The sequence below is a fragment of the Enterococcus sp. DIV0174 genome (assembly GCF_050529065.1).
Lineage (GTDB): Bacteria > Bacillota > Bacilli > Lactobacillales > Enterococcaceae > Enterococcus_B > Enterococcus_B thailandicus.
On the sequence record NZ_CP172881.1, the window covers coordinates 2,348,413 to 2,360,994 of the forward strand.

Sequence of the window (12,582 nt, forward strand, 5' to 3'; positions counted from 1 at the left end):
AATCATATTTTCAAGAATTTTTTTGATTATTTTTATAGTTATCAGCAAAAAGTGCTAAAAATTTTCTTATAAAGGAAAGATTTTTTTCTTTCTTTCGTCCTTTTGTGCTAAACTTACGCCAGAATAATTAAATGTACGAAAAATGAAGTTTGTAGAAACTTTTTTCCTTAAGAATTTGACGAGGTGAAAAAATGAAAGAGTTAAAGTATAGAAGCGTCTTTGATATTATCGGGCCAGTGATGATTGGTCCAAGCAGTTCTCATACAGCTGGAGCAGCTAGAATTGGCAAAGTGATTCGCAGTATTTTTGGTGAGCAACCAGATTCTGTTGATATTTACCTTTATGAGTCATTTGCGAAAACTTATCGTGGCCACGGTACCGACATTGCTTTGGTTGGTGGTTTGTTGGGAATGGAACCTGATGATGAACGTTTAGCTGATTCACTAAAATTAGCGTATGAAGCTGGGATGGAAGTTTTATTCGTACCAAAAAGTGAAAAAGCAGAACATCCAAACTCAGTCAAAATGCTTTTATCAAAAGGAAAACGGAAATTGTCAGTCACTGGTATCTCGATTGGAGGCGGAAATATTCAGATTTCCGAACTCAACGGTTTCAAGATTTCTTTAAGTATGGGAACACCAACACTTATTGTTGTCCATCAAGACGTTCCTGGAATGATTGCCAAAGTGACCAATATTCTTTCCGAAACAAACACAAATATCGGAACGATGACCGTGACAAGAGAGTCAAAAGGTGAAAATGCCATTATGATTATCGAAGTGGATGATCCACAAGTCGAAGAAACTGTCCGAAAACTACAACAGCTACCACATATTGATAGCGTGAATTACTTTGATTAAAGGAGTCTGCAAAGCCTATGTTTTTATCAATTGAAGAATTAGTCGAACAAGCAAAAGACTACTCATCTGTCGCAGAGCTAATGATTGCAACCGAGATGGAAATGAGCGGCCGTTCGCGCGAACACATCATTCAAATCATGGAAAAAAATCTAGCAGTCATGGAGCAATCAATCACTGAAGGAAAAGCTGGCGTTACTTCTGTCACAGGAATTACTGGTGGAGATGCAAAACGTTTAGATACTTACTTAGAACAAGGTGATTTTTTGAGCGGTGATACGATTTTAACAGCAGTAAGAAATGCCATCGCAGTGAATGAAGTCAACGCCAAAATGGGACTCATCTGTGCAACACCAACTGCTGGAAGTGCGGGCGTTGTCCCCGGTGTATTAATGGCCGTTCGTGAACGTCTTTCTTTGACACACGAGCAACAACTAGACTTTTTATTCACAGCAGGAGCATTTGGATTAGTCATTGCAAACAATGCTTCAATCAGCGGTGCCGAAGGCGGTTGTCAAGCGGAGGTTGGTTCCGCTAGCGCAATGGCAGCTGCGGCTTTAGTTTGTGCTAAAAATGGCACACCTCATCAAGCTGCTCAAGCAATTGCCATTACTTTAAAAAATATGATGGGACTGATTTGTGATCCTGTTGCAGGACTAGTAGAAGTTCCCTGTGTGAAACGAAATGCTTTAGGTTCCTCACAAGCTTTTATTTCAGCAGACATGGCACTTGCAGGAATCGAAAGCGTCATCCCACCAGACGAAGTAGTTGCTGCTATGTATCAAGTTGGTCGTCAAATGCCATCGATTTTCAAAGAAACGGCTGAGGGTGGTCTAGCTACTACGCCAACTGCACAGCGCTTAACCAATGAGCTGTTAACTAAACAAGCTTAAAAAGGTCGGGGCAGATAATTCTGCCTCGACCAACCTGAAGACAACAATCCTTTCATGGTTGTTGTCTTCAGGTTTTTTATTTTCTTTACCTATGTATTTGTTAACCGATAAATTCATGCATCCTATCACGGCCAGCCTACTACTATGTTGAAATACATTGTTGCTTCAGAAAAAGTTCTTAGCTTAATAATTGACCTTTTACTATAAACGAATGAATTATTTTTATTTATTATCTGCTCTATCTATTTATACCCTACAAAATAAAGGAACACTATAAGCATCGCTGAAATATCAAGCGAAACGATCACAATTATCAGTGCAGCCGCTCGTTTAAATTGTTTTGGAGTAATTTTATTCTTCCACGTAAAAATCATGGAAAGAGCAATCGGCGCGGAGTAAGGAATAAGTAGCGCAATTACTAAAAGAATAATCAAAGCAAGGTTCCATAATTTCAAATCTTGCATTTCAAATAATCTATTTTTTCTCACTCGTTTACTCAGATATTCTGAGTCCATCACTTCATTTTCAGAATAAAAATAATCAACTGGCAAATCAAACAATTGAGACAATAGAATAATATTATCCGTAGTAGGAATCGCTCGTTGATTTTCCCAATTAGAAATTGTTTGTCTAGAAACTAAGATTTTTTCTGCTAATTCTTCTTGTGTTAGTTCTTTTTTCAATCTTTCTGCTTTTATTTTTTGGTACATAGCCATCAAACAAACCCCTTTCCTATATAGTTTTACGAATGTAAAGCCTTATGTAAAACACCTTTGATAGTTAATTACATCATTACGTAGTAAGTTATTTTTGTAAAGAAAAATTTTAGAAAGAAGTGTTGAGAATGTTGGCAAAAAATTTAAAAGTTGTTACAGGTTTATTATCAGTTATTACAATTTCTGGAGCTCTTGCCCCAACAGTTACTGTCTTAGCTGAAGAAAACAATCAGATTAAACTGACTAATGAACAAACAAGCACACAAGAAACATACGTCCTTAATGAAAATAATCAAAACTATAACCAAGCTGTGACATACTTAAAAGAAAATGCTAGTAGCTTTTCCGTAAAATACTTTGAAGCATATTTTTATGGAAAAACTGTCACTTCTGAAAATCACGATGAATTACTGAATGGTTATCTTGAGTTTTTAAGTACCAAGTCTCATTCCAGAGTTGGTATTGAAGTCATTTTAGGGATTATCGCCTCGGCTATTGCAATTATTCAAGGAATGTACAATGTTGGTAGATACGCTGCTAAGCAATGTGTATCTCGTGGTATTCTTTCTAAAAAAGAATATAAACCTAATGGTGGTTGGATAATGGCTAGAATTACAGCCTCATTTGGCTTTCCAGCAGCACTAGGTTTTGATGATTACATGTACAATCGTTAATTTGTCTTACGAAAGGAATAGAAATGAACATATTTAGGGAATTTTTTAAATTTTTTATTGATCACTATGATTTCATCACAATCTTATTACTCTCAGGAGCCGTAATATCTTTATCTATCAAATCCGCTAGACAGCAAGATGAAATTGACCAAATTAAGCAGCAACTTCACACTTACGAAGTACAAGATCTTTTATCAAGAAAAAAATAATTAGCCGAATTCACTAAATTGATTGTTCTTACAAAAATCTTGATAATAAAGTGGCTGTAACAAAGGTGGGCACCTTCAAAAAAATAAGAAGGACTTTCTAAAAATCTCTTCTCAAATGTTTGTGACACTTCGACTTATTTACGAAGGAGTTACTTCTTGAACACCGTTTATTCAGAGAAAGAGCAGTGACAAAATTTTCGTCACTGCTCTTTCTCCATTTTATTAGTGTATTTAAATGTAGATAGAAAGTTTTTGACTACAACTCCCTCACCTAATCCAACAATGTTGTATTTTTTACTTCTTCAATTGTTTTTGTTCCAGCCAATTGCATAGTAATTGATAGTTCTTTATTGAAATGTTCAAAAACAGAAGTTACGCCTTCTGCTCCGCCTAAATTCAACCCATAAATCACTGGACGACCTATTGCTACTAAGTCCGCACCACTTGCCAATGCTTTGAAAACATGTTCACCACGACGTACGCCTGAATCAAAAACAATTGGTACACGTTTATTAACTGTTGCAGCAATCATTGGTAATACTTCAAATGAGGCAGGACCACCATCTAATTGACGTCCACCATGATTTGAAACCCAGATACCATCTGCTCCAGCAGCAATTGCAACTTCGGCGTCTTCTGGTGATTGAATTCCTTTTACAAAAACAGGAAGATGAGTAAATTCTTTGATTTTTTTGATATCATCTGGAACTAGCCCTTGTTTAGCAGCAGCATAAATTTCAGCAATTCCTTTTCCTTCACCACTTCCACTAGCACTCTGCTCGCTATAAGCAGCTAAGTTAGGCATTGGTAATGGGAATTGGAATTGATTGATGACGTCTTCTTCACGATAACCACCTAATGTTGAGTCCGCAGTAAGAATAATTGCTTTTGCTCCGGCTTCCATCGCTTGCGTCAAAATAAATTCATTGAAACCATCATCTTTACTCATATATAGTTGGAAAAATTGTGGCGCATTTGGTGCTGCTGCAGCGGCGTCTTTAATTGTTGTATTCGCATACGTACTGATTGAAAAAATTGAACCAGCTGCTGCTACACCTTTTGCAGTATCCGCCTCACCTTTTTCATGAGCTAATCCTTGCGCAGCTGATGGTGCTTGAATAATTGGTGTATCTAAATCAATACCAAAAACAGACGTGTGTAAATCAGCATGATCAATCCCGCGCAAGACGCGTGGCATAATTTTTTTAGTATTGAATGCAGAAGTATTTTCTTTCATCGTCCATTCATCTTCAGAACCGCCACGAATATAACCGAAAGCCCCCGCTTCCATACGTTCTTTCACGCGGTCTTCTAGTGATGCAATGTTTACGATTTCGATTGGATGTTCTTCATTACTTGTATGATAAGTCATTTTGACTCCTTCTTTCTTTTCAACTTTACGAAATTAAGTATATTACTCTTACAAAAAGTAAGCAAATATTTATACTCGACAAAAAGAGCGCTAGCTTAAAATAGCTAACGCCCAATATATTTCAACTAAAAGTTCTTACTTTATCAATTTTTTAACTAGCTGCATTCTCTTCCCAAATAAATTTCTGCACAAGTTGATCTACTTCTTGATTTTCATGAAGCATACTATGGGAAGCGTTATCTCCTTCGATGACTTTTTCCTTCACTTGGTTTCCGTGCTGGGTTAGCAAAGCAAATACAGCTAACGCACTATTGAGTGGCACCGTTCCATCACTTAAATCTGTTTGACTTAACTGCCCCGCAATTAACAACACCTTTGTCTGTGTAGGAACATTGTCAATCATTTGCTGATAGTCTTGATAGCGACTGGAAGTGACTGCCGGACCATTTGCTAGTTCATCTGTTAAAGTTTGTGCACTATCATCTGTAAAGTCATTAAATGGCGCACCAATCGCTACAAATTTTTCGACTTGAGGTAACGAAGGCTCTTGGCCATAAGTTACCAAGTAGCGCAATGCACTTACGCCCCCCATCGAATGCCCAACAACATTCACTTTTTCCACACCATACGTTGTTTGTAAATAGGTTAAACAGTTTTTGATCCACTCCGTCTGATTCCACTCATTGTTGACATTATCAGTAAACAAAACTTGAATCATTGGATTTTCTGCCTGCTGACTTAACTTGCCTGTTGCTTGAACCGTTCCATCTGGACTGACCGTCAACTGAAGCGATTGCTTTGCTAGTTGCGTTTCTTCTAACCGTTGCAACATGCCCTTAAAAGAATTGACTGTTCCACTGTAGCCATGAAAAAAAAGTGTTGGTGTCGTTGACTTCTTTGACGCATCGCTCGTTTGCGTCGTTTGTTCAGTTTGTGTAGATGCATTGGAACTAGATTTATCATTTGTTCTTTGACAACCAGCCATGATGACCAGCCCTAATAAAAGTAAACTGATGATCAAAGCAGGATTGATTTTCTTTGAGTTAAATTTTTTCAATGACCTGATTCCTCCTTTTCACACACGATCCGTCTTATCTACTAAAAAAACCTGAAGCGCCAATCACTAGGATTAGCATTTCAGGTTTCTGTTTAATTAGTCAATTTTATCTACTTGATCGAAGTCAAGCTCAGTACTTGTTTCACGACCAAACATATCGATATTTACTTTTAGTTTTTCTTTTTCTTCATCGACTTCAGTTACGTGTCCTTCAAGTCCAGCAAATGCACCTTCAATAATTTTCACTGTTTCGCCAACGCCAACTTCTAAATCATTTTGGCGTACGCTCATACCGATTGAACGTAAAATGTGATTTGCTTCTTCAGGTAACAATGGAGCAGGTTTACTACCAGCACCGTGAGATCCTACAAAACCAGTTACTCCTGGAGTATTACGAACAACATACCAAGAACCGTCGGACATAATCATTTCAACTAGGACATAACCAGGAAATGTTTTATGAACCGTTTCTTTTTCTTTGCCATTTTTCACTTCAGTCTCTGTTTCTTCTGGGACAACGACACGGAAAATATAATCAGCCATTTTCATGCTTTGCGCACGAGATTCAATGTTTGCCTTTACCTTATTTTCATAACCAGAATACGTGTGCAGCACGTACCAATTTTTTTCAAAAGATTCCATTTACGGCTCCTCATTTCGTTGTAAAATAAAAAAACCTCAGTCACCCGAAGTTTTTCTTCCACCCAATTGTAGCACAAATCACGCTCGTTTACTAGCGTCTTATTTAAGAACTAATGCAAACAAGCTTTGGATTGCTGTGTCCATAATGAAAAACATCAAAGCAAAAATAATTGATGTTTCAATGACAACTAAAGTGTCACGACGTAATTGTCTTTTTGTTGGCCAAGTAACTTGTTTCATTTCAGCCAATACACTTTTAATAAATTTCACCGTTGTGTCCTCGTTTCATTCTTATTTTGTTTCTTTATGTAATGTGTACTGATTACAATATTTACAAAATTTATTGATTTCCAAACGCGCGCCACTTTTTCCTTCACTAACCGATTTGGTGTAGTTTCGAGAGCCACAAACGGAACAAGCTAATGCTGCTTTTTTCTTTGCCATCCGTGTCTACCTCCTAACTGAAAATCAAATTTATACACTCTAACAGTAGCATGGAAATAAGTTCTTGTCAATTTGTGATGAGTACTAGCTATTGTTTTATAAATACTTATGATATGATTAGTAAGAAATGAAGTAAAAATGAGATATGGGGGTATTATTATGCTACTTAAAACGCTTGTATATAAGAAAAAAGATCTAACAACTGTAACAGAAACAAATACATTAGAAGAAGCACTTGAAATCTTAGAAACATCTGGTTATCGTTGTGTGCCAATCTTAGATGAATCCGGAAAAATCTTCCGCGGAAATATCTACAAAATGCACATCTACCGTCATAAAGCAAACGGCGGAGACATGACTTTGCCAGTCACTCACCTGTTAAAAAATGCGACAAAGTTTATTTACGTGAATACTTCATTCTTTAAAGTGTTCTTCACAATTAAAGAGTTACCTTATATTGCTGTTCTCGATGATGAAAATCATTTCTATGGCATCTTGACGCATAGCACATTGCTAAACATGTTGTCACAATCTTGGAGCGTTGAGCAAGGAAGCTACGTTCTAACTATTGCTTCTACGGGTAAGCAAGGTGACTTAGCAGCCATTTCTAAAATTATTTCTAAATACAGCAGCATTGCCAGCTGTATCACATTGGATATTGGCAAAGACGAATTTATTCGTCGCACATTGATTACCTTACCAGCTGACACAGACCAAAAACTTTGCGATACAATTGTTGAACATTTGGAACGTAAAAACTACAAAGTTGTCGAAATCGAAAATTTAAGAGATATGTAAGTAACAAAAAAAGTTACGCTAAATTGGCGTAACTTTTTTTCGTATAAGATTCTATTTTCATCTCTTTTAGGCAAACTCTCAAAAATACAAAAAGAACTAGCCCTCACTCTAACAAGAGAGTTGGCTAGTTCTTTTTAACTTCATTGACTCACTTACCACCCATTTTGGCGGTGCTGTTTAAGCTGTTACTCGCGCAACTGCTTTGTTTATTGATTATTCATTAACCAGCTGACACAAGCGAACTCCAAATAATTTTTTAGTCGGCTATTGCTCGTGTTAGAAAAATCTATACTCTTTTATCGAATCCAATTGCTCGATTCAAGTAATACATAATTGGTGCCGAGATTGCCATTGTCACGAACTCACTCAACGCCAATGTTCCATATGTGATCCAAAAAGGTTTCCCGCCTGTTGGCACTAGCATATACGCAATCAAGATCATACTCACTGTGAAAAATAGCGTATTTAATGCTAAGCGAACTTTGACATTTTTTACTTTATTATACAATAGAGCTGTAATACCTAATGCAAGCAATGTTTGTCCACCACCGAACAGGACATCTAAAATACCAAAGCCAAAAAATGCATTATATACAACTACACCACCCAAGACACCCCATAATAATTTTCGGTTGAAGACGACTAAATGGTTCAAGCTTTCCGAAATCCGAATTTGAACGGGACCTGATGAAAGTGGTGTAATAAAAGTTAACGCCAAATATAAAGCCATCACAATTCCGTTAATCATTACTACTCTTAAACGCTGATTACTCTTTGTTTTCATTTCCTTTTCCTCTTTTCTCCTAGTTTTGTTAACGCGGGATGGTCGACGAACCGCAAAGGGTATTATAGCAGATGTCTTTTACTTTTCAACCATACTTTTGCTTTTTTAGTAGCCAGCACCAGTGCAAACGCTTGCAAAAACGTACGTTTTATGGTATAAAGTAAGTGTAAGAGGACATAGGAATTCCCCGTCACGCAAACGAAGTAGGTTTTGCACGCAGAGAATTGTTATGAACTTAAATAAACAACAGAAAGGTGTGGGAATTTGAGCTACCTCTTACTATTACCAGGGTCTAGCAAGCAGCGGAAGAACTAAGTGGACATTTCGAACCTTAGAATTCTTCTCCTTACGCAGTTAAGGATTAAGCACTTGCTAGACTTTTTTTGTTTTTTTCGTGTAAGTTCTTTTTTATTTCGGATTTCCTCTGCTATAATAACTAGGAATCTGCAAAAAAAGATCTTTTTTTGCGTTAGCCACAGGAGGCACACATGAATTTTCATTATCATCTTTTAATCAACCGAGCTGCTGGAAGTGGCAATGGACAGAAAGTCGCCGATAAAATGTTACCTATCTTCGATCAGTATCGAGCTACCTATTCTGTCTACTATTCAGAATATCCCGGACATGATGCAGAGCTAGCGGAACAACTTGCCAAAGCTACACTGGTGCCATGGACTACTGAAAATCAAGAAACATTGACTACCTTTCCACTCCTAGTTATCGTCGGTGGTGACGGTACGCTACACCAAGTTTTAAATACCTTTTACCAATTAGATTTGGAATTCCCCGTTGCTTATGTTCCAGCTGGTTCTGGAAATGATTTTGCTCGAGGAATTGGCTTATCTCGCAATACAGAACAAGCGGTCACTAATTTATTGAACACAACCGAGCCACAGGAAATCAATCTGCTGACTTATCAAGAACAAGTGACCGATACTAAAGGGGTTTTAGTCAACAATTTGGGAATTGGTCTTGATGCAGCAATCGTTCATGCAACAAACCATTCTGCTACCAAAGAGCGCTTAAATAAATATAATTTAGGCTCACTTTCCTATATTTTATCCATTTTACGTGTCTTTTTTACACAAAAAGGATTCCCAATTTTGGTAGATGTTGGCGGGAAAACAATAAATTTTGAAAAAGCTTTTCTTTGTACTACAACCAACCATCCTTATTTTGGGGGCGGCGTTGCTATTGCACCAACTGCTGAGGCATTTAAGCCAACGATTGATTTCGTTGTGGTTGAAAGAATTAATTTATTCAAAATTATTTGGATCGTGATTTTATTACTACAAAAGAAACAATTGAAATCAAAAAATTTCCATCACTTTACTACAAGCAAACTACGCATCGTTTCCACGACTCCCCAGTTTGGTCAAGCAGACGGTGAAGACATTGCACCTCAATCATTTGATTTACAGTTTGGAACAAAAAACCAGTCATTCTGGTGCCAGACGAAAAAATAAGGTCATGTTTCTAAAACAATTAATACATGCTAAAAAGCAATTAGCGGGTAAAATCAACGATGGTTGATTTTACCCGCTAATTTTAGTATTTTTTCATTGCAAACGAATCTTTTCCATCCCAATCATTGGATCGATTGTTTGATTTTCAATTGCTTCACTTGTTAAAATATACGTTTTAGGTTGTTCGTTTGATGCCACTTCTTTTTCCGTTTCGATCGTTTGTGTTTCAAACAAAGGAACTTCTTCGACAATAAATTCATTTCTTACTTCTTTTTTGTTGGAAACAGTACGCTCTTCTTTTTTGGCTGTCTTTACTACTTTTTCTGATACTTCACTTGTATAGGAACCATCTTCAAAAGGATCATTTCCAGCTAACGAATCTTCATAAGCAGTCAACTTCGTCCGTGTCACAAGCGTCATGCTATCATTTTCTTCAATTCTTCGCTTCAAGGTTGTCATTCGACTAGCAGTTTCATTTTTCACACAAGTCAGGTAAGCTTGTTCTTCTCCAAGCAAAATCAACAGGTCTTTACTTCGGGTAACTGCCGTATACAATAAATTACGTTGCAACATTCGTTGATACTGATGCACCATTGGCAAGATAACCATCTTAAATTCACTACCTTGTGATTTATGGATCGAGCAACAGTAAGACAAAGTAATTTTATTCCACTCGTTTCGCTTATACGTTACCTCATTTGCATCAAATTGAATGACTAATTCATCCACTTTATCGTCAGAATCCTTTGCTAAAATAATTCCCGTAATCACACCCATATCACCGTTGAAAACATTCAATTCTGGCGTATTGACTAATTGTAATACTTTGTCGCCAATTCGATAAACTGTTTCATTCCATCGAACTTCTTTTTTATTTGGTCCACCTGGATTAAAAATTTCTTGCATCATTTTATTCAGTGCATCAATTCCTGCTGCCCCTCGATACATCGGAGCTAATAATTGAATATCTTGCGCAGTAAATCCTTTATTTTTAGCTTTTTCTACGATCTGCGAAATCAAAGGTTCGATTTGGTACGCATCACTTCTAAAAAAAGAGCGATCTTTTTGATTTTTCGTAAAATCACTAGGCAAGCGCCCTTCCTTGATTTCATGTGCTAACGGAATAATACTGGATCCGTCGCCTTGGCGATAAATCTCATTGAGCTCCATTTTTGGAATCTGTTCGATGTTTAGCAAATCATGTAAAACTTGCCCAGGACCAACAGATGGCAGCTGGTCTTTATCTCCAACTAAAATCACCTGCATATTTGTTGGAATTGCTTTAAACAAAGTATTTGCTAACCACGTATCAACCATCGACATTTCATCCACAATTAATAAACCGCCTTCTAATTCCTTGGTACTGACAGAAGGTGTTTTTTCACGCCCATTCAAGCCAAGTAGACGATGAATCGTACTTGCCGGTAAACCCGTTGTTTCATTCATCCGTTTAGCTGCCCGACCTGTTGGTGCTGCCAATAAAATAGGAAATAGTTCTTGCGTATATTTATTGGGATCTAGTTCAATTCCATTTAGTTCAGCAAACAAATTGACGATTCCGTTGATGACTGTTGTTTTCCCCGTTCCCGGCCCACCAGTTAAAATAAATAAAGGCGAGCGAATCGCTTCAGCAATCGCTTTTTCTTGTGAATCACCATATTGAATTCCAAAGATTTTTTCGACGCGTCGAATGTTCTTAGTGACTTCTTTTTCAGGATAATGAATTTCTTTTTTACGACTTAACAATCGTTGAATTGAATTGCCGATCCCCCACTCTGAAAAATACAAGCTGTTTTCATATAGGTTAGTTTCCTCTTGCTGGATTTTTCCTTCTTCGACTAGCTGAATAATGACTGTGGCAACTTGATCGGGTTCAATCTCAACTGGACGACTGGTTTCTAAAATCCGGATCGTTTGCTCCAATAGTGTGTCAGCGGGAACATAAGTATCACCTGTTTGGACACTGTGTTGAAAAATTTGATGTAAAATAGCCGCACGGATTCGTCTTGGCGAGTCAGAAGCAATCCCAATTTGTTCTGCCAAATTGTCCGCTCGTTTAAACCCGATTCCTTCGATATCTTCGACTAATTGATACGGGTTTTCTTGAATAATATCTAACGCTTCATTTTTGTATGCTTGATAGATGCTGAAAGCCAATTGACTACCGAAGCCATAGCGATTCAATCCCATAATGACTTGATCCATTCCGTGATTCAAGCGAATCGTTTCAGCAATCATGTCACGCTTTGGTTTCGTTAAACCAGAGATTTGTCGTAAAAGAGAAGGATCTTCAATGATTTTTTCAATGGCATCTTCCCCCAGCATCTCAACAATTTTTTCAGCTGTTTTTTTACCAATCCCTGGAAATTTTTCACTTGAGAGATACGAAACGATCCCATTAGCCGTTGTTGGTTTTTCTTGCTCATAACGTTCAACTTTTAACTGACGGCCGTATTTAGGATGGTCAACTAGTTCACCATAGAAACGATACGTCTCATTTTCTTGGATTTCCCCGAAACTCCCCGTAACGACAATTTCTTTTTCTCGATAATCTGCACTCGTTTCATTCACATGGACTAAGAGAACTTTATAAAAATTACTTGGATTTTGAAAAAAAATCGCGGCAACTGTCCCAACGAAATATGGCATTTCTTCTGGCTGCATCGAAGC

The 12,582-nt window shown here is 37.4% G+C and carries 13 protein-coding genes; 5 read left to right on the forward strand and 8 right to left on the reverse strand.

Features of this window, described 5'->3' with window-relative positions:
• Positions 1-191 precede the first annotated feature (191 nt).
• Both sdaAB and sdaAA read left to right on the forward strand, forming a co-directional pair.
• Positions 192-860, forward strand: a complete 669-nt coding sequence (gene sdaAB / locus IGJ93_RS11215; protein WP_067482958.1) for an L-serine ammonia-lyase, iron-sulfur-dependent subunit beta — start codon at positions 192-194, stop codon at positions 858-860.
• A gap of 17 nt (positions 861-877) precedes the next feature.
• Positions 878-1,750 carry an L-serine ammonia-lyase, iron-sulfur-dependent, subunit alpha gene (gene sdaAA, locus IGJ93_RS11220; protein WP_067482964.1) on the forward strand — a complete coding sequence of 291 codons (873 nt, stop codon included), beginning with the start codon at positions 878-880 and terminating at the stop codon, positions 1,748-1,750.
• 242 nt (positions 1,751-1,992) lie between these two features.
• Here sdaAA and IGJ93_RS11225 read toward each other — a convergent pair whose 3' ends face one another.
• Positions 1,993-2,466 carry a helix-turn-helix transcriptional regulator gene (locus IGJ93_RS11225; RefSeq protein WP_067482965.1) on the reverse strand — a complete coding sequence of 158 codons (474 nt, stop codon included), beginning with the start codon at positions 2,464-2,466 and terminating at the stop codon, positions 1,993-1,995.
• Between the two features lie 128 nt (positions 2,467-2,594).
• On the opposite strand from IGJ93_RS11225, the gene IGJ93_RS11230 reads away from it, so the two are divergent.
• Positions 2,595-3,140 (forward strand): hypothetical protein, encoded by a 546-nt coding sequence (locus IGJ93_RS11230; protein WP_067482967.1) that lies wholly within the window; start codon positions 2,595-2,597, stop codon positions 3,138-3,140.
• A gap of 480 nt (positions 3,141-3,620) precedes the next feature.
• Here IGJ93_RS11230 and IGJ93_RS11235 read toward each other — a convergent pair whose 3' ends face one another.
• The 5 genes from IGJ93_RS11235 to rpmG all read right to left on the reverse strand — a co-directional run bounded on the left by IGJ93_RS11235 (position 3,621) and on the right by rpmG (position 6,864).
• Entirely contained in the window at positions 3,621-4,721 is a 1,101-nt protein-coding gene (locus IGJ93_RS11235; RefSeq protein WP_067482971.1) for a lactate oxidase, read from the reverse strand.
• A 151-nt stretch (positions 4,722-4,872) separates the two neighbouring features.
• Entirely contained in the window at positions 4,873-5,778 is a 906-nt protein-coding gene (locus IGJ93_RS11240; protein WP_430596946.1) for an alpha/beta fold hydrolase, read from the reverse strand.
• A 96-nt stretch (positions 5,779-5,874) separates the two neighbouring features.
• Positions 5,875-6,420 (reverse strand): transcription termination/antitermination protein NusG, encoded by a 546-nt coding sequence (gene nusG / locus IGJ93_RS11245; RefSeq protein ID WP_067482980.1) that lies wholly within the window; start codon positions 6,418-6,420, stop codon positions 5,875-5,877.
• 99 nt (positions 6,421-6,519) lie between these two features.
• Complete coding sequence (gene secE, locus IGJ93_RS11250) at positions 6,520-6,690, reverse strand: preprotein translocase subunit SecE (protein ID WP_067482982.1); 171 nt, start codon at positions 6,688-6,690, stop codon at positions 6,520-6,522.
• A 21-nt stretch (positions 6,691-6,711) separates the two neighbouring features.
• Entirely contained in the window at positions 6,712-6,864 is a 153-nt protein-coding gene (gene rpmG / locus IGJ93_RS11255) for a 50S ribosomal protein L33 (protein WP_067482984.1), read from the reverse strand.
• 159 nt (positions 6,865-7,023) lie between these two features.
• On the opposite strand from rpmG, the gene cbpA reads away from it, so the two are divergent.
• Positions 7,024-7,662, forward strand: a complete 639-nt coding sequence (gene cbpA, locus IGJ93_RS11260) for a cyclic di-AMP binding protein CbpA (protein WP_067482986.1) — start codon at positions 7,024-7,026, stop codon at positions 7,660-7,662.
• Positions 7,663-7,948: 286 nt separating this feature from the next.
• Here cbpA and IGJ93_RS11265 read toward each other — a convergent pair whose 3' ends face one another.
• Positions 7,949-8,446, reverse strand: coding sequence for a QueT transporter family protein (locus tag IGJ93_RS11265; RefSeq protein WP_067482987.1), 498 nt, complete (start codon positions 8,444-8,446; stop codon positions 7,949-7,951).
• A 488-nt stretch (positions 8,447-8,934) separates the two neighbouring features.
• On the opposite strand from IGJ93_RS11265, the gene IGJ93_RS11270 reads away from it, so the two are divergent.
• The gene (locus IGJ93_RS11270) at positions 8,935-9,912 is read left to right on the forward strand and encodes a diacylglycerol/lipid kinase family protein (RefSeq protein ID WP_071868933.1); all 978 of its coding nucleotides are present in this window, start codon (positions 8,935-8,937) and stop codon (positions 9,910-9,912) included.
• Positions 9,913-10,005: 93 nt separating this feature from the next.
• On the opposite strand, the gene recD2 is transcribed toward IGJ93_RS11270, so the two are convergent.
• Entirely contained in the window at positions 10,006-12,576 is a 2,571-nt protein-coding gene (gene recD2, locus IGJ93_RS11275) for an SF1B family DNA helicase RecD2 (protein WP_071868932.1), read from the reverse strand.
• Between the last annotated feature and the right edge of the window lie 6 nt (positions 12,577-12,582).

Coding starts and splice junctions, on each gene's coding strand:
- recD2 (WP_071868932.1), bottom strand. CDS start 12,576: ATGCAGCCAGAAGAAATGCCATATTTCGTTGGGACAGTTGCCGCGATT.
- IGJ93_RS11230 (WP_067482967.1), top strand. CDS start 2,595: ATGTTGGCAAAAAATTTAAAAGTTGTTACAGGTTTATTATCAGTTATT.
- IGJ93_RS11265 (WP_067482987.1), bottom strand. CDS start 8,446: ATGAAAACAAAGAGTAATCAGCGTTTAAGAGTAGTAATGATTAACGGA.
- nusG (WP_067482980.1), bottom strand. CDS start 6,420: ATGGAATCTTTTGAAAAAAATTGGTACGTGCTGCACACGTATTCTGGT.
- IGJ93_RS11225 (WP_067482965.1), bottom strand. CDS start 2,466: ATGGCTATGTACCAAAAAATAAAAGCAGAAAGATTGAAAAAAGAACTA.
- IGJ93_RS11235 (WP_067482971.1), bottom strand. CDS start 4,721: ATGACTTATCATACAAGTAATGAAGAACATCCAATCGAAATCGTAAAC.
- IGJ93_RS11270 (WP_071868933.1), top strand. CDS start 8,935: ATGAATTTTCATTATCATCTTTTAATCAACCGAGCTGCTGGAAGTGGC.
- sdaAB (WP_067482958.1), top strand. CDS start 192: ATGAAAGAGTTAAAGTATAGAAGCGTCTTTGATATTATCGGGCCAGTG.
- cbpA (WP_067482986.1), top strand. CDS start 7,024: ATGCTACTTAAAACGCTTGTATATAAGAAAAAAGATCTAACAACTGTA.
- sdaAA (WP_067482964.1), top strand. CDS start 878: ATGTTTTTATCAATTGAAGAATTAGTCGAACAAGCAAAAGACTACTCA.
- rpmG (WP_067482984.1), bottom strand. CDS start 6,864: ATGGCAAAGAAAAAAGCAGCATTAGCTTGTTCCGTTTGTGGCTCTCGA.